14 protein-coding genes are annotated in these 17,014 nt (G+C 44.2%); 6 read left to right on the top strand and 8 right to left on the bottom strand.

All coding sequences use genetic code 11. The features are described 5' to 3' along the window. Positions 1-163: 163 nt before the first annotated feature. Positions 164-3,103 (bottom strand): AAA family ATPase, encoded by a 2,940-nt coding sequence (locus QUA56_RS00830; RefSeq protein WP_333351982.1) that lies wholly within the window; start codon positions 3,101-3,103, stop codon positions 164-166. A gap of 175 nt (positions 3,104-3,278) precedes the next feature. Between QUA56_RS00830 and QUA56_RS00825 the strand changes: the two genes are divergently transcribed. The 3 genes from QUA56_RS00825 to QUA56_RS00815 all read left to right on the top strand — a co-directional run bounded on the left by QUA56_RS00825 (position 3,279) and on the right by QUA56_RS00815 (position 7,822). Next, a complete protein-coding gene (locus tag QUA56_RS00825) occupies positions 3,279-4,796 on the top strand; it encodes an MBOAT family O-acyltransferase (protein ID WP_333351980.1) in 1,518 nt (505 codons plus the stop codon). Between the two features lie 5 nt (positions 4,797-4,801). Continuing rightward, positions 4,802-5,773, top strand: coding sequence for a DUF459 domain-containing protein (locus QUA56_RS00820; protein WP_333351978.1), 972 nt, complete (start codon positions 4,802-4,804; stop codon positions 5,771-5,773). A gap of 270 nt (positions 5,774-6,043) precedes the next feature. Continuing rightward, a complete protein-coding gene (locus QUA56_RS00815) occupies positions 6,044-7,822 on the top strand; it encodes a hypothetical protein (protein WP_333351976.1) in 1,779 nt (592 codons plus the stop codon). Between the two features lie 179 nt (positions 7,823-8,001). Here the strand turns inward: QUA56_RS00815 and gloA are convergent, their stop codons facing one another. The 4 genes from gloA to QUA56_RS00795 form a co-directional block, all read right to left on the bottom strand. Continuing rightward, entirely contained in the window at positions 8,002-8,430 is a 429-nt protein-coding gene (gloA, locus tag QUA56_RS00810; RefSeq protein WP_333351974.1) for a lactoylglutathione lyase, read from the bottom strand. A gap of 74 nt (positions 8,431-8,504) precedes the next feature. Continuing rightward, positions 8,505-8,741, bottom strand: a complete 237-nt coding sequence (locus tag QUA56_RS00805; protein WP_333351972.1) for a hypothetical protein — start codon at positions 8,739-8,741, stop codon at positions 8,505-8,507. A gap of 94 nt (positions 8,742-8,835) precedes the next feature. Then, entirely contained in the window at positions 8,836-11,091 is a 2,256-nt protein-coding gene (locus tag QUA56_RS00800; protein ID WP_333351970.1) for a heavy metal translocating P-type ATPase, read from the bottom strand. Positions 11,092-11,407: 316 nt separating this feature from the next. Then, positions 11,408-11,608, bottom strand: a complete 201-nt coding sequence (locus tag QUA56_RS00795; protein WP_333351968.1) for a heavy-metal-associated domain-containing protein — start codon at positions 11,606-11,608, stop codon at positions 11,408-11,410. Between the two features lie 291 nt (positions 11,609-11,899). Here QUA56_RS00795 and QUA56_RS00790 point away from each other — a divergent pair, with 291 nt between their 5' ends. From QUA56_RS00790 to QUA56_RS00780, 3 genes are all read left to right on the top strand, one after another. Next, positions 11,900-12,607, top strand: a complete 708-nt coding sequence (locus QUA56_RS00790; RefSeq protein ID WP_333351966.1) for a DUF305 domain-containing protein — start codon at positions 11,900-11,902, stop codon at positions 12,605-12,607. 358 nt (positions 12,608-12,965) lie between these two features. Then, entirely contained in the window at positions 12,966-13,148 is a 183-nt protein-coding gene (locus tag QUA56_RS00785; protein ID WP_333351964.1) for a hypothetical protein, read from the top strand. Positions 13,149-13,351: 203 nt separating this feature from the next. Next, positions 13,352-15,298: an efflux RND transporter periplasmic adaptor subunit gene (locus QUA56_RS00780; protein WP_333351962.1), complete on the top strand. Its 1,947-nt coding sequence runs from the start codon at positions 13,352-13,354 to the stop codon at positions 15,296-15,298. A gap of 42 nt (positions 15,299-15,340) precedes the next feature. On the opposite strand, the gene QUA56_RS00775 is transcribed toward QUA56_RS00780, so the two are convergent. The 3 genes from QUA56_RS00775 to QUA56_RS00765 are packed head-to-tail and all read right to left on the bottom strand — an operon-like array spanning position 15,341 to position 16,901. Then, entirely contained in the window at positions 15,341-15,856 is a 516-nt protein-coding gene (locus QUA56_RS00775) for a hypothetical protein (protein WP_333351961.1), read from the bottom strand. A 17-nt stretch (positions 15,857-15,873) separates the two neighbouring features. Beyond that, a complete protein-coding gene (locus tag QUA56_RS00770; protein WP_333351959.1) occupies positions 15,874-16,164 on the bottom strand; it encodes a hypothetical protein in 291 nt (96 codons plus the stop codon). After that, the gene (locus QUA56_RS00765; RefSeq protein ID WP_333351957.1) at positions 16,164-16,901 is read right to left on the bottom strand and encodes a TIGR04255 family protein; all 738 of its coding nucleotides are present in this window, start codon (positions 16,899-16,901) and stop codon (positions 16,164-16,166) included. Before QUA56_RS00765 ends, QUA56_RS00770 begins: the two co-directional genes overlap by 1 nt. Positions 16,902-17,014: the final 113 nt, after the last annotated feature.

The raw sequence follows: 17,014 nt of genomic DNA, 5'->3' as shown, positions 1-17,014 counted from the left end.
TCCTAATTTTCAATAACAGGCAGGATGCCTGTTCCACAAGAGAATTGATGGTTTGTGGAACAGGCATCTTGCCTGTTCCTAATTTTCAATAACAGGCAAGATGCCTGTTCCACAAGAGAATTGATGGTTTGTGGAACAGGCATCTTGCCTGTTCCTAACCCAACTACAAACTGTTGCCTGTCAGCGCTGGGCGAGACTCTTTTTTGCGAAACTGTAAACTATTATTTTCGCAGTCGATCGCAATTGTATCGCCCTCCACAAACGCATTTTCCAGAATCTTGTTTGCCAGCGGGTTTTCCAACTCCCGCTGGATGGCGCGTTTCAAGGGACGAGCGCCGTAAACCGGGTCGTAACCGACATCTGTGATATGGTTTTTCGCCGCATCCGACAGTTCCAAAGTAATTTTTTGCTCTGCCAACAAACGCTCGATCCGCTTCACTTGAATGCTGACTATTTGCCGCAGTTCGATCTTGCTCAAAGTGTGGAACAAAATTGTCTCGTCAACCCTCTGAAGAAACTCCGGCCGGAAGTGCGATCGCAGCGCTGCCATCACCCGTTTTAACATTTGTTCGTACTCTTGGTCTGTCTCCCGTTCTTGAGTCAATAAATTTTCATTTTCACTCTTGTTTTCACTCTTGGTTACAGTATCAACATCAACTCGCTGGGCCGACACCTCAACAGTACCGTCGGCCGCCACTTTATAATCTGTCTTTTGACTTGACAAATCTTTCGTTTCCTGCTTGCGAGTAGCAGGTTTTTTGGCAGTTTTTTCCTTCTTAGTAAACACGTCTAAAATGTGGTCGCTGCCGATATTGCTGGTCATCACAATTACGGTATTTTTAAAGTCAACCACTCGACCTTGAGAATCGGTAATTCTGCCGTCATCCAACACTTGCAACAAAATGTTAAATATATCGGGGTGTGCCTTTTCCACTTCGTCAAACAGCACTACCGAATAAGGGCGTCTCCGCACTGCTTCCGAAAGTTGTCCCCCTTCGTCGTAACCGACATATCCGGGAGGAGCTCCTACTAACCGGGAGACGTTTTGCTTCTCCATGTATTCCGACATATCGATGCGGATCATCGCATCGTCGCTGTCAAACAAAAACTCCGCCAACGCCCGCGCTAACTCTGTTTTTCCGACGCCTGTGGGGCCCATAAACAAGAAAGAGCCGATCGGCCTTCCGGGGTCTTTCATGCCCGCCCTAGCGCGCCGAATTGCCGCCGCCACGGCTGTTACAGCTTCCTCTTGACCGATAACTTTTTGGTGCAAGTGTTTTTCCAATTGCAGCAATTTTTGGCGTTCTGATTCTAACAACCGGTTAACCGGAATGCCCGTCCATTTAGCGACAATTTCCGCAATATCGCCCTCAGTAACTTTTTCCCGCAGCAGGGAAGAACCTTGAGCTTGCTGTTTCAAAAGTTCCGCTTCTTTCGCTTCGCGATCGCGCACCGCCGTTTCCAACTTGCCGTACTTTAACTGTGCGGCTTTATTCAAATCGTAAGCCCTTTCTGCCTGTTCGATTTGGACTCGCAGTTGGTCTTCTTCTGCTTTCAATTTATTGATTGCATCCAACAACTGCTTTTCACCCAACCACTGAGAGGACAATTTTTCCTGCTTGACTTTTAAGATGTCAATCTCAGATGTGATGCGTTCGACGCGGAAGCTGAGTCCGGGGGCTAGAGTACCTTTTCCTTCGCCTTCGATCGACAATTTTTCCATTTCCAACTGCATCACCCGGCGGTCGATTCCTTCCAATTCCACAGGTTTAGAGGTAATCTCCATTTTCAAGTGGGCGGCAGCTTCATCTACGAGGTCGATCGCCTTGTCCGGCAAAAAGCGATCGGAAATATAGCGAAAAGACAAAGTTGCAGCAGCTACCAAAGCCGAATCAGTAATTTTTACCCCGTGGTGGCGTTCGTAACGGTCTTTCAATCCGCGCAAAATCGAAACAGTATCTTCAACGCTGGGCTCGCCGACAAATACTTGTTGAAATCGGCGTTCCAGTGCAGGATCTTTTTCAATATTCTTGCGGAATTCGTCGAGAGTTGTTGCGCCGATGCAGCGCAATTCGCCTCTCGCCAACATCGGTTTTAACAAATTTCCCGCATCCATTCCCGAACCGGAACTGCCGCCGCCGCCAGTGCCGACAACCGTGTGCAATTCGTCAATAAATAGGACAATTTGCCCGTCGGAATCGATGACTTCCCGCAATACAGACCGCAATCGTTCTTCAAATTCGCCCCGGAATTTTGCCCCAGCAATTAAACTGCCCATGTCGAGGCTGAATAGCTGGCGATTTTTCAAAGATTCGGGCACGTCGCCGTTGACAATTCGCTGGGCTAAACCTTCGGCGATCGCAGTTTTTCCGACTCCCGGATCGCCAATTAACACCGGATTGTTTTTTTGGCGGCGGGAAAGAACTTGTACCACGCGGCGGATTTCCTCGTCGCGGCCGATTACTGGGTCGAGTTTGCCGGCTTTGGCGGCTTCTGTCAAATCGCGGCCGTACTTGCTGAGGGCGTCGGAGTTGGCTTCGCCATCTTGATCTTGGGCTTTAGCGCTGCTGCGGCTGGCTTTCCCCGTTTCGGAATTTTTTTCTTGGGTTTTAGCAGTGGCGCGGGCTAATTTGATTGCTTCTTCGAGTTTTGGTCGATCGATCGTACCGGCTGGGGGTTTGCGATCGTAACCGGGGCGGCCCGGCGGGCCGTCGCCTTTTGTCAGCAACCTGCGGCCGACTCGTTCGTCTTCTACTAAGCCAATTAATAAATGTTCAACGGCGATAAAATTATCTTGCCAAGTCGCCCTGGTGGCCTCGGCAACATCTAACATCACTTCTAAGCCGCGGCCGAGGTATAGTTGGTCAGCGTTGGCAACTCTGGGCTGTCGTTTGGCAAAAGCATCTAACTGCTGGGCCAACCGGGGGGCATCGACTCCAGCTTTGCTGAGAATGCTGTTGGCCTGGCCTTGCTGTTCGAGAAGGGCGATCGCTAAATGTTCAACCTCTAGCTGCTGATTGGCAAAGCGGCGGGCTACATCCTGGGATTTGACAATGGCTTCCCAGGCTTGATCTGTAAATTTGCTAGGGTCTGTTGGCTGCACGTTGGTTCCTCGCAATCAAGGGGATTCCTGTTGTTATTCGTTAATACATCGTCTCACAACCATCATAATCTTTAAACACGATTGTGAATTTCTGAGTGCGGTTAACTAAGGCGGAACTTGTGACCTAATTGACCTCTTGCAAAAGCTTACAGTCCGCAATCCACCCCGAAAGTTGGTGCGGTCAGACTCCTTGCGGGCGATTCCCTTCAAGATAGCTTCCCTCGCGCGTACTTATAAAAATATTGCCAGAAACAAGATTTTTTATCTGCTGAAATTTATGCTATTTCCCACTTACCAATTTCTAGTATTTTTCCTAATTATTTTTAGCGCCATCCTCTCTATAAAACCCCAAGTCGATTTGTATAAAATTGTCTTGTTAGTTTCCAGTTTATTATTTTATTCCTTTTGGAGTTTCGACTTTCTCTTGCTGCTTGTTTTAGGTACTGCCTACAATTATATCATTCTTCGGGCTGCCTGCAACGGCAAATATAAAAAACTTGCTTTAATCTCGGGCATAATTTTCAACATTGCCAATCTCGGCATCTTTAAATATTGCAACTTCTTTGTAACTTCTTTATTTGAGGTACTGAATCAGCTACAAATTCCAGCCAGCTTTCAAGTTTTGCAAATAATTGCCCCCGTCGGCGTGTCGTTCTACACTTTTAGAATGATTTCCCATCTAATCGACTGCTACCAGCAAAAAATCCCCTGTCCGAAATTTGTAGACTACGCCGCCTACATTACCTACTTTCCCCAAATTGCCTCCGGGCCAATCTCGCGGCCTCGCGAATTTTACTCGCAGCTAAATTCACCGAAAAAATACGACTATCAAATCGAAGAAGTTATAGTTTTGATTTTGTCTGGACTGTTCAAAAAATATACTTTATCGAGTTTTTTGTTTAACTTCACTCAACTGCCCTTCAAAGTCCCCCAGCAGTACAGCAGCATCGATTTAATCCTCGCGGCAATTTCCTATTCCTGTTTAATTTACGTAGATTTCAGCGGCTACTCGGATTTAGCCAACGGCATCTCCTGTTTGCTGGGTTTCAAACCCATTGCTAACTTTAATATGCCATACCGATCGCTCAGTCTGCAAGAATTTTGGAAAAGGTGGCACATCAGTCTTTCCGAGTGGCTGAGGGATTACGTTTATTTTCCGTTAGGTGGCAACAAATACGGCAAGTTGAGGAAGTACGTAAATTTACTGATGACAATGGCGATCGGTGGATTTTGGCACGGTGCAGGTTTAAACTTTATTTTCTGGGGAGCAATTCACGGTTTAGGATTAATTGTCAACCATTTATGTAAAGATATCCCCCAAGCTATTCACTTTAAATTAGACTGTGCCTTTCCCAGATTTGCTAAATTTTGCAGTTGGCTGTTAACATTTAGTTTTGTTACTGGTAGCTGGGTATTTTTCGGCACTCCCAACTGGGAAACTGCGGTGAGTTTTTTTGAAGGAATTGTCCATCCTGCCGTCGCCACTTTTCAATTTAACTTTTGGCAATTGTATTTAGTAATTGCAGTCATCGGCGCGATCAACTTGTGGGGCGATCGCATCGCCCAACTATTGCAAACCGTATTGTCCTTAAAAAACATTTTCTTTCGAGTTGTCTTAGTTTCGCTGCTCGTGTATACTATCTTGATGTTGGGGCCGAGTACCGTCCCGCCTTTTATTTACTTTAATTTCTAAGAAATATGAGAGACCGGGAAATTTTGCTGATTGTTACTTCTGTAATTCTCACTTTAATATTTTCAAACGTATCCTTATTTCTGAAAAGCTTTTCTTCAACTCCTTTCGCCAGCCCCGAAATTAAACAAGCCGCGCGCCAGCTCGAAATAGACGGTTTCAGGAAATCCGAACAAGATTTTTGGAGCAAAATTAAAGATATTAACTTCGATAGCCTCCCCAAAAAATCAGAACTTCCTCCTGTCAAAACCGAAATAAAATCGGCTATTGAGTCCCAAAAGCCTGCTAAAAAAGCAACCCCAACTAAACCAAAACTGACCGTACTTTATCGCAAATTTTTATTTATTGGAGATTCCGTAATGTTCGACTTAGGAATTCAACTCCAGTACACTCTTAAGAAAAAATACAATATTGCCGATACGAAAATTGACTACAAAGTATCGAGCGGATTAAATCGGATAGATTATTATGACTGGTATGCCAGAACTAGCCAAATTATCAATGATTATCGGCCGGATGTAGTGATAGTTTTGTTTGGAGCAAATGACCCACAGGATATCACTGACTATCGAGGAAAATACCGGGCAATCGCAACACAGGAATGGCAAAAAGCTTATCAAGAAAGAGTAGATAAGTATGCCAAATTACTTGACTCATCTTCGGTGAAAAAAGTGTATTGGATCGGTCAACCGATATCCAACAAATCTCGGTATGCTAAATATTTTCCAGTGATGAACGAGACATATAAAAATGCCAGTAAATCTTCTGCAAAAATCGAATTTGTTTCTACTTGGGATCGTTTTACAGAAGCAGGGAAATTTGTTCCCGTAGTTGCTGATAAATCTGGAAAACGAGGCTATGTAAAAGTTAATGATGGCGTGCATTTTACCTCCCACGGAGCTAAAATTATCAGCGACTTAATCGTTGACCAAATGGCGAGGGACAAAATATTAAAAACTCCGAAAAAGAAAACATTATAGTAGGTAGGGTCACGCAACCCAACCTAAAAATTTGACAGTTGACCGATTACTGCAAAATTATATATTTAGTTCTCGACGCACAGTTCCCTTGCTCAACCGAGTTTATAGGGAAAATCTGGGGTTTAATCACGAGAAATTTACTCGTGAAACCGAGTTTCTAGTTCCCTGTGCGTCGAGGACTAATATTGACAAAAAGCAGCACTAGATGTAAAGTTGGATTCAGCATCAAACAATGGCGTCAATATCTAGCAATTGTCATGGCGACAAATTATGACGAGCAATCAGTGGAAACTCGATCGCACCAGCATCCCTGAGTCAATGGAGTGCAGCGGCACAGCCATAATCTTCACTCTCACTAAATATATTCAACCTTGGCAAAGAATAAACACAGTTGAACGAATCGTGCAACAGTGCGGGATCGAACCTTTTGCTGAAGTTGTGGGCGTACCGAAAAGCGGAATATTCAGAGAAAATATACCGGAATCTGTCAGAAAAGCGCATCCGAATTTGCTGTTTCGGGCTTTGGGAATTCAGGCATTTGGGAAGGTGCGAGATTTGCTGATATCACGCGAGAGAGCGGCTAGAGCAAGTGATTTTAGCAAAAATCTGCTGGCGGCGTTAGAACAGGAAGCGCGAGAGGGATCGACTCCTTTAATTCGGTGGTCTGCGGCTGTTAGTATTAAGTCAATTTGGTTGGATGAAGCAGGGCAAGGACAAGGCAAGGAATGTGCTGTCAATCTCACAATCGATGCAAGGGAAATTGAGCGGCGGGTTGTAGAAGAGCAAATTAAATTGTTAGCAAGCAACAAATTTGCTTTAGGCGACAGCAGCAGAAATGACAGCACTAAGGAATATGAGAATTGTCTGGATTTTTGGGTTTACGGCCCTAGCTGGCTGCTGCCAAGTCTGCCAATGGATTGCGAGGAATATCTGTTTTGGCTCGATCGAGTATTTGCTGCGATCGCAGTTACGGGCGATCGCAGCAAATTAAATGCCGAAAACAATGCAGCGGTAACAAACTTTTTGGAAGTTGCGGAAAATAATTTTAATGACTTGGAATTCTCCCAAATACTTGCCAAAATTTTTGACTTCCTGCACCACCCGGAAGCGAGAGTCAAAAATCTAGCTGCAATTATTTTAGAACCTTACAAAGACAAGCTAGACGGAAAATCGGCGCAGATTATGACAGCACTGGCATATAAATTTCATGTAGAATATCAGCCATTACAATCTCTGACTATTCCCGAAATTGAGGAGTGCAAAGCGTCACTGTATCTAGGTAAAAAGGAAATTGACGAGGTGTATAGTGAGGCTTTGTCGCTGTGCGGCGATCGGGATGTGGAGATGGCAAGTTTCTTGTCAGCTAAACAGAGGGAATACCAAAATACTGTAGACGAGCAGATCAACAATCTCAGCAAGTTAGTTAAGTCGATCGTAGATTGCCAGAGCTTGTTAGATGCTAATAGGGAACTTTTGCATTTGACTATAGAGCGGCTGCAAAAATGGGATTACACCCTAGGCCATAAACTGTCTGTACACCGCAAAAAACTCCAAAACTTGAGCCTTGACAAAAGCACCTCCGAGCAGTGCATAAACCTCGACAACGAGCTAAATTATATCAGAGATTCTTTGCAGTATACTTTGTATGAAGTCACATCAAAAATTAACAGCATAATTAGAGATTTAGAACTTTCTGTGTCCAAAAATAACAAGACTGCAACAGATATGTTTAAGTGGATGTGGGTATTGTTCGGGGTGTGGTTTTCAGTAGGGCTGCTTTTGTATTTATCGGATTCAGTGATTAACTCGATATTCACCGTCAGCTACAAAAGCGAATTTCTAGTTTATTGGACTATTTTCTTTATTGTGATGGTGGTATTTTTGTTAGTATTAGCTGTATTCTTTTCGGCGCTCGCTGCCTTAGACAAGCGCCGAGAATCTAAACTAATTCCTAAATTTGATAGTTTAAGTCAAATAGGCAACAGTTTTTCTATATTGTGGCAAAAGAGTTACTTGCAGCAGTTTGTACCGTCGGTGCGATCGCATTAAAAGTTTCAGTTGACAGTTGACAGTTGACAGTTGACAGTTGACAGTTGACAGTTGACAGTTGACAGTTGACAGTTGACAGTTGACAGTTGTCAGAAGGAAAACGGAAGAGGGAAGATAGTTTTTCCTTCCCCTACACCCAACGCTCGTAGGGACACGGCAATGCCGTGTCCCTACCCACTTTAGGATGCGGTTGTTGCTGCTACTTTCTGGGTGTTGCTACTTTGATTTTCCAGTTGAATTAATTCAACTTTATATCCATCTGGGTCTTGCACAAAAGCGATGACAGTTGAACCGTGCTTCATCGGGCCGGGTTCCCGAATAACTTTACCGCTGCGGGCTTTAATTTCTTCGCAAGTACCGTAAATGTCGTCAACGCCGATCGCAATATGACCGTAAGCATCCCCTAAATTGTACTCTTCGACGCCCCAGTTGTATGTTAATTCCAAAACAGTAGTGTCGGATTCATCGCCGTAGCCAACAAAAGCCAGAGTAAATTTACCGTCTGGATAGTCCTTTTGCCGCAGCAATTTCATGCCCAGAACCTCGGTGTAAAATTTGAGGGAGTCTTCCAGGTTGCCGACTCGGAGCATCGTGTGTAGTAGTTGCATTTAGCTCACTCCAAATTTTTTAAGCTTTCTCAATTTTAACGATATCTTGCTGGAAAAAACCGCGCCGGCAAAGTTTACCTGGTTTTAGCTTGCTTTTTACTGAACAAAAACCACCACATTTCTAAACCAATTAATGTCAATCCGCCTGCGGTTACGCCAATTTTCAAACTTAACGGCTGTTCGATATGCCGAAATTGAGCGGTTGAATTTGCAGGATGGATTGATATTTGATTTGCTCGCACTCCCGATGCAATTCCGAGCATAATTCCTAAACTTGCGAGGCTTCCTAATATTTGGCGAGGGTTCAACATTTTTAAATTTGTCCTAGTTTATGCAAGAGATTTTTGTTGACAAATCGGTGGATGGCGGGCATTGCTTACCAGGAGGTTTGGAGAAAATCCTAACTTATCTACTAGATTTGGCTTGAAAATTCCGCAATTGCAAAGCATTAGTAACTACAGAAACTGAACTGAAAGCCATTGCTGCACCGGCGATAATTGGATTGAGCAGCCAGCCGAAAATGGGGTACAAAATGCCAGCCGCGATCGGTATTCCAGCGATGTTATAAATAAACGCAAAAAACAGATTTTCGCGAATATTTCGCATGGTGGCGCGGGAAAGTTTAATTGCTGTAACTATGCCTTGCAAATCTCCTGAAATTAAGGTAATGTCGCTGGCTGCGATCGCCACATCTGTGCCGGTGCCGATCGCAATTCCCACGTCTGCTAAGGCCAAAGCCGGTGCATCGTTAATCCCGTCTCCCACCATCGCGACAATTTTTCCTTCGCCTTGCAGGGCTTGGATTTGAGCTGCTTTTTGGTCGGGTCTAACTTCGGCAAAAACACGAGTAATGCCCACGGATCGGGCGATCGACTCCGCAGTCGCGCGGTTGTCCCCCGTCAGCATCGCCACCTCCAAACCGAGTTTTTGAAGTGCTTTCACGGCCTGTGCTGACGACGGTTTGAGGGCATCGGCAATGCCCAGAATTGCCTCTATTTTGCCATCTACAGACATCCAAACAACTGTTTTGCTCGCAGCTTCCAAAGCTCTCGCGCGCAGTTCCAAATATTCAGTATCGCAGCCTAGTTCCTGCATCCACCTCAGCGTTCCCAGGGCGATCGATTTTCCGCCTACAACCCCGCGCACGCCGCTTCCCGCGATCGCCTCAAAATCCTTAACATCCGTCAAATTTACCTCTTGAGATTGAGCGTATCTAACAACAGCTTCCCCCAAAGGATGCTCCGAATTTCGCTCTACAGACGCCGCCAATTGCAGCAACTTTAACTCATTGCTGTTCGCCGTTCCTTTAATTGTCACAAAATCAATTACAGTCGGCTTGCCTTCTGTGAGAGTGCCAGTTTTATCTAACACGATAATTTGGATTTTATGAGCCAATTCTAAACTCTCTGCTCCTTTAATTAAAATCCCATTTTCTGCACCTTTACCCGTGCCAACCATCACAGCAGTCGGAGTAGCTAAACCCAAAGCGCAGGGACAGGCAATAATCAGCACTTCCACCATTGTCACTGTGGCTAGAGTCAAGTTTCCCGTCGCGTTAAACCAGATAATGAAAGTAGCTAAAGCGATGGCAATTACTGCGGGAACAAACCAACCCGTCACTTGGTCTGCTAACTTTTGAATCGGTGCTTTTGAACCCTGTGCGTCCTGCACCATCTTGACAATTTGAGCTAAAAATGTATCTTTGCCAACTCTTGTCGCCCGAAACTTGAAGCTGCCAGTTTTGTTAATTGTGGCTCCGATTACTTCGTCGCCAAGCTGCTTTTTGACAGGCAAACTTTCTCCCGTAACCATTGCTTCGTCTACCGTCGAAGAGCCTTCAATTACCTCTCCGTCTACGGGGATTTGCTCGCCGGGCCGCACCTGCACGATGTCGCCAATTTCCACTTTGGCGATCGGCACTTCCAACTCTTCCCCGTTGCGAATTATCCGAGCAGTTTTTGCTTGCAAACCCATGAGTTTGCGAATGGCTTCGGAAGTCTCTCCCTTCGCTCGATTTTCTAGGGTTTTCCCCAACAAAATTAAGGCGACAACGCTAGCGGCAACTTCGTAGTAAACGCCAGAATTTAAACCTTGGGCTGTGAATAAACCGGGAAAAAATGTCATAAATACAGAATAAAAGTAAGCAGCACTCGTACCCAAAGCAATCAGGGTATCCATTGTCGCCATCCGCCGTTTTAGGGATTTCCAAGCTCCCACATAAAACGATTTCCCACACCAGAATTGTACGGGTGATGTCAGGACTAATTGCAGCCAATAATTGTGCAGCCACGCGGGAATAAATGGCAGGTGCAAGCCCGTCATCCCCGGAATAGCGCCCACAACCAGCAGGATGCTGATGATACCAGCAGTCCAGAGTTTCCGCTGCAAGGTTTGAGATTCCGATTTGCGATCGGCTTGTTCTGAATCATCCTCTGTCGCCGCCATTTCTTGAAGCGGCCAAGCTTGGTATCCCGCAGCATCAACAGCCGATTGAATTGTTTCTAAGTTGGTTTGCTTCGAGTCGTATTGGATGGTTGCTTGTTCCATCCCAAAATTCACATGACACTCAATTACGCCGGGAACAGATTTAATTGCTTGTTCGATAGAGGAAGCACAAGAAGCACAACTCATGCCCCGCAATTTAAGTGTGAGATTGTCCATATATGCACTCCTAAATTAGACAATTACCTTCTGTCTTCAAATGACCGAAAGCACCCAGGATACAAGCCCCCGGATTCATTCCTTCGCACACTCAGGACGGAGAAATAAAAAACGTGTATCCGATGAAACTTGCCTCCCGAATTTATCCGTGGGGTCAATGCTTCAATCTAAAATCTAAAATCTAAAATCTAAAATCGATTGACCTCCCCTAAATACGGATAACGTGCGACTTACTCCTGTCGTGGAGAATCAAAAACTTTAGACTCTTGTTAAATCTCCCAGATTCAAAGCTGCAAGTAAATCTAAAATCTAAAATCTAAAATTGACTTGCTGGGTAGCCAGCAGATGCGATCGCCTTCCTAACTTCACTTTCCGACTTTGCAGTTTGAATCGTGACCAATTTTGTCTTGATATCCGCCTCAACAGCAGCGGCTGAGTCAATGGCTTGGACTGCTTTGGTTATTGTATTCGCACAAGCAGAACAAGCCATCTTAGGAACTTTTAGCTGTACAGTCATAATTTCAACCTCGGCAGAAACTACTCTGCTCAATAAATGAATTAACTCCATTGTAAAGTCTCCAGTGAACAGGAGAGTCAAGGAGAATTCGTAAATAAATGTAAATAAATCTTAATTTTTACTGCCAGGACTTACGCACAGACTCTACTTGTAGGGTACGCATTGCACGCATTACGTCTTTAAATAATGGCAAAGCAATAATTTTTTACAAAAATACTAAAAATTTTCATCCTAATTTCATCTCTTCGTGAAAAGCTGAATATAAATGGCAATTTTAAGTATCTAAAATCTATGAAACCAGTTTCATTAAAAACACGCTTTGCAGCGCTGACATTAATCTGGACAGCCGCCCTCAGCAGCGGAGTGCTAGCAGCTTGTTCAACAGCCCCTGCAATTCAAACTCAATCCCCAAATGTTACGGCTGCAACCCCAGCCAGCAGCAAAAAAGATGTGACACAAAAGCACAACATGGGTGGCATGAATCACAATATGTCAATGGATTTAGGCCCTGCTGATGCGGACTACGATTTGCGATTTATTGATGGCATGACAGTACACCATCAAGGTGCTGTAAACATGGCAAAAGAGGTGCTTAACAAATCAAAACGCCCCGAAATGAAAAAACTAGCAAATAACATCATTGCCGCTCAGAACCGCGAAATCAATCAAATGAAAGAGTGGCGAAAAACTTGGTATTCCAAAGCCAGCAGTACGCCGATGGCTTATCACGCTCAAATGGGTCACATGATGCCAATGACTCGCGAACAGATGCAAAGCATGATGATGAGCATGGATTTAGGTGCTGCTGACGACCAATTTGACTTGCGATTTATTAATGCGATGATTCCCCACCACGAGGGAGCTTTAGTGATGGCTGAAGATGCTTTGAAGAAGTCAAAACGGCCGGAAATGAAGAAATTATCTCAAGAGATTCTGACTTCGCAAAAGCAAGAAATTGAGCAAATGAAACAGTGGCGGCAAGCTTGGTACAAACAGTAATTTAGCTCCCCTAAACAAAAGATGACACAAATCCACAACATGAGTGACATGAATCACAGTAGGTCAATAGTTCAGGAAATACTTGCTTCACAAAAGCCAGAAATTGAGCAAATGAAAAAGTGGCGACAACCTTGGTAGACAAAGTAATTTAGCTCAACTGTGGCTGTCAGCGTTTGTCTGACTCCACCTCAGTTTCCTGAGATTACCTAAATGTAGACAATTGATCGGCCCTACCTCTAAAGTAGTAAAAACTTACGTAAAAATACTGTAGACAATTGATCGATCCTACCTCTAAAGTAGTAGATAAGTCAGCAAAAAGCTATATAGATAGACGGGGTACTTTATGATCTTGAACAGCTTGGAATTAAACACAACTTATAAATCAAATGCAGCCGTAGAAGAGCGAGTGAGCGAATTGACACAGGAAATTGAAGCGCAAGCAGAGATAAAAAAACCGGAAAAAAATCTACAGCAAAATCGCTTGTCATTAGGCGAAACTTATATTCGTATTTTAGAATCCGGTGGGCATCTGGGCTGCTGAGGCGAAATTTCATCCTAATTTCATTTGAGCGTGAAATACTTAGGTTGAGTAGAGCATTTCTAGCTCTCGGTCATTGCTTAGCAGTCGCTTCTTGGAAAATGCTAATAAGTAGCTTTACTTAAGTGGTATCACTTACTTACCTTGGCAAAATACCAACCGCTAAACCTGTGGCACTCAACCTAATTTCAAGGACAATGCCAACGATGATATTTCACAAATATGCTCAGTCTCCGGCAATTATTAGCAGCTTTTCTGGAATTTTGTTCAGCCTAATTTTGCTAACTTCTCCCGCCGCAGTTTTTGCCCACGCTGGCCACGGAAATGAATTTCACCAAAGCAGCGAAACACCTCAAACTCCTGCTGCTATTTCTGTCGATGCCGAAACAGCAAAACGGTTAGGAATTAAAATCTCCCCAGCCGCCCGCCAGCGACTAGATATCGGCATCAAAACCACAGGACAAATTGAAACTTTGCCCAACCAAAAAGTCGAAGTGACGGCTCCTGTTGCTGGCAAAGTAGTAGAGTTGCTGGTTAAGCCTGGGGACAAAGTATCAAAAGGTCAACCCGTTGCGGTTTTATCGAGTTCTGAATTAGGACAGTTGCGGGTTGAATCTCTCTCAAAACGTGCCGAAGCTGAGGCAGATTTGCAGCAGGCGGAAGGAGATTTCAAACTAGCACGAGAAAATTACGATCGCCAACTTCAAATATCCGCCGCAGAAATCGCCCAAGCCCAAACCCAATTGACAGCGGTAACTAAGCAGTACCAGCGAGAACAAGAATTAGTAAATAATCGTTCCGTGGTGCAAGCCGCTACAGAAAATTATCAGCGTCAAGTTGAAATAGCGCAAGCCGAAATAGCGCGGGCAGAAACAGAATTAACTATTGCTAAAGAACAGTTCGATCGCGACAAAGAATTAGCGGCATCAGGGGCGATCGCGCGGCGGACAATGCTGGAATCGCAAGCCCACTTCGCCGAAGCAAAAGCCGCTGTTGCTAAAGCAAAAAGCCGTCCTGAAGTTATCAAAGCCCAAACCGAAGTTAAACAAGCCGAAGTAGACCTGCCGATGCGGGAATTGCGGGAATCTCAAGGCAGAGTAGCAGAAGCAAAAGCTCAACTTACCAGAGCTCAGAGCGGCCGGGAAGTCCTAGAAGCCGAGAACCAACTCAAACGCGGCAAAACTGCCGTCGAAGTCGCTCAGTCGCGCATTCGCTTGGCTGACGCAGCCTATCAAGCGCGGCTCCAACAATTAGGAACTGTTGCCAGCGATCGAGGACTCGTTACCGTAGTTGCTCCGATTTCCGGGACGGTAGCCGATCGCGAAATCACCCCAGGAGAATCAGTAAACGCTGAAAAACCGTTGATGAGTCTGTTAAATGACAGCCGCGTTTTTGCCACAGCCAACATTTACGAAAAAGACCTGAATCAAGTAAAACAGGGTCAGGAAGTCAGGGTAAAAGTCGCGAATTTGGGCGATCGCACTTTCAATGGAAAAATCGCCTTAATTGGGTCATCCGTGGAAGGAGAAACGCGGGTTGTGCCGGTGAAAGCAGAACTAGATAATATTAACGGGGAATTAAAGCCGGGACTGTTTGCTGAGTTGGAGATTTTAACCGACAAAACTGCAACAAATATTTTAGCAATTCCGAGTGCGGCGGTAGTAGATGTTAGCGGTAAAAAAACCGTTTACCTCCAAAATGGCAATGCTTATCAAGCTGTTGAAATTGAACTCGGTCAAACGGCCGGAGATTTAGTTGAAGTTAAGAGGGGTTTATTCGAGGGAGATTTGATAGTAACGCAGCGAGCACCTCAACTTTACGCACAATCTTTGCGGGGCGGCAGCAAGCCTTCAAAAGACGAGGCCAAAAAAGAGGCAATTCCAAAGGTAACAGAGGTTAATTTGAATAATTTACCCGTGTCTTTATGGTGGGCGGGAATAGGAGGAGGAGTTGCGATCGCATCCCTGACTTTTGCAGCAGGGGTTTGGTGGGGAAATCGGCGCAAATTGCCAGCAATAGCAGCGGATTCTGGAAACAATAATTTTTCTGTCTCTGCACCGACATTAAACGCGAGTACAGTAGATGAATTGTCACTGCGGGATGACAACCATCGCGTTAAAAGTCAGGAGACAGAAGCCAAGAGCTTGAACTAAAAATTTTATTTAATCTAGCAATTATAACCTACATAAAATGACTTAAAAAGGCGGAATAGCCGATGGTAAACCAACTCGCATAAATAAACGTGCAAATGCCTGAGAAAAGTGTTCTAGGTAAGGAGATTTTAATCGCCAGCGATCGTTTAAATTACTAGCCTGTTTCAACACATATTCGTAAGGCAAGGTTTGGATCTCTCTAAAATTTACAACCAGTGATTCTTTGTTATTATCTGGGTTCGTTGGTGATGCCAGCAGGTGCAAACCTTCTGTTCTCCCTCTTAAAACTTCATTCCATTTTCCTTTTTTCTTAAATGCTTCGTTATTTTCCTCAAATTCTGAAATATGGTAAATGGCACACAGCACTACCTGAGCTACTTTTTTATTATCCAGATCGCAGCTTTGGGTGAGAACAATTAAATCGAGTTCATTAACTTCTATTTGTACGTCTTGAATTTCACTGTTTTTGCCAAAATTTGTTGGGTCAAATACTGGTATTGGTACGAGACACCCAGGCAGGTAATCACCTTGCCTGAGAGTGGATTCATTGACCTGCACCCAGAAAGGCTCTACGCTCATTCTTCATCGAAAATATACGGCAGAGGTTTTTTACGCCCTTTGAACTGAGCACGCATCATTACTCGTTCCGATCGCTTTGGCGGTACTGGATTGTAGTCTCTTTCGCCAAGGCTGTCTAGAGTTTGTAAGTATTGTTTTACAATTAAATTTTGCAACACTTTATCAACTAATGCTGCAAGTTTTTGTCCTTCAGGACTTTGTAAATGAGCTGTGGCTTTTGACTCTAACACCAGCAATTTTGAGGATGGTGAAACGCCATTAGGACGTAGGGGGGTAATTGTAGCCATCAGTTAATCAACTCCCTTGTGCGTTCTGTAATACAAGCTTCAAAAGCTATGTTTTTTTGTTCATGAATTTGTTCTAAAATGTGCCAAAGAGCTATTTCATTAGAAGGAATATCTCCTTCCATAAATAGATCTAAGTCCAATATTATAGAAACAAAATCAGGTGTGGGAGGTGGAACTATTGCTTGATTGATAACCAGCATTGTTCCCAAGTCTTCTTGTGGGATTTGTAGCTGCATAAAGTAGCCACTTAATCCTTGTGGCAAGTCAGGGGACACTTCCGGAAATGTCCTCAAATACTCTTTGATATCGCCAATCGGTAAAGGAATATCTAGCCTGTTAATATACCTGAGTGCTAAACGAACAATTGCTTCTGGATGTATCAGCGACTGATAGATATTCCACAGTCGTTTTGCTTCATCCCGAAAATTTTCCCAACAGTCGTAAGGGGCAAGCCGACTGAATGCGAAAGCATCTAAACGCAGTTGAAGAATTTGTTTTTGGTCGTTGCGGGAGGCTCTATAGCCAATAGGAGATTGGCTGGCTGTTGCCCCAACACTAGCACCTGCCATCATTTGTCCCTGAAAAAGTAACACCTCTTCACGCTGAGGATACTCAGCCTGAATGCTAGAGTACACCTGCGCCAAATTGTCAAGTTTAACTTCTGGTGGAAGTTTAACTTGTATATCAATTAAGGCTTCGGTGATTGGGGCGTGCGAGTAGTGTTTTGGTGCTTGCATAATAACTATTGTAAGCTGCATTGTCAAAAATAGCAACACAGGTTATATCATTTGAGATTTGAAATTTTAGATGACTTATTAATCAAGGTTGGAAGTTAAAAGATTTCATCCTA

Origin of the sequence: Microcoleus sp. N3A4 (assembly GCF_036701805.1) — a bacterium.
In the GTDB taxonomy this organism is placed as follows: Bacteria; Cyanobacteriota; Cyanobacteriia; order Cyanobacteriales; family Microcoleaceae; genus Microcoleus.
Note: the sequence above shows the minus strand (reverse complement) of the source record. Positions and strands in the feature narration are given on the sequence as shown.

Excerpts from the sequence above, each read along its gene's own strand:
- QUA56_RS00805 (WP_333351972.1), bottom strand. The coding sequence starts at position 8,741 with ATGTTGAACCCTCGCCAAATATTAGGAAGCCTCGCAAGTTTAGGAATT.
- QUA56_RS00790 (WP_333351966.1), top strand. The coding sequence starts at position 11,900 with ATGAAACCAGTTTCATTAAAAACACGCTTTGCAGCGCTGACATTAATC.
- QUA56_RS00800 (WP_333351970.1), bottom strand. The coding sequence starts at position 11,091 with ATGGACAATCTCACACTTAAATTGCGGGGCATGAGTTGTGCTTCTTGT.
- QUA56_RS00795 (WP_333351968.1), bottom strand. The coding sequence starts at position 11,608 with ATGACTGTACAGCTAAAAGTTCCTAAGATGGCTTGTTCTGCTTGTGCG.
- QUA56_RS00770 (WP_333351959.1), bottom strand. The coding sequence starts at position 16,164 with ATGGCTACAATTACCCCCCTACGTCCTAATGGCGTTTCACCATCCTCA.
- QUA56_RS00815 (WP_333351976.1), top strand. The coding sequence starts at position 6,044 with ATGACGAGCAATCAGTGGAAACTCGATCGCACCAGCATCCCTGAGTCA.
- QUA56_RS00820 (WP_333351978.1), top strand. The coding sequence starts at position 4,802 with ATGAGAGACCGGGAAATTTTGCTGATTGTTACTTCTGTAATTCTCACT.
- gloA (WP_333351974.1), bottom strand. The coding sequence starts at position 8,430 with ATGCAACTACTACACACGATGCTCCGAGTCGGCAACCTGGAAGACTCC.
- QUA56_RS00765 (WP_333351957.1), bottom strand. The coding sequence starts at position 16,901 with ATGCAAGCACCAAAACACTACTCGCACGCCCCAATCACCGAAGCCTTA.
- QUA56_RS00780 (WP_333351962.1), top strand. The coding sequence starts at position 13,352 with ATGATATTTCACAAATATGCTCAGTCTCCGGCAATTATTAGCAGCTTT.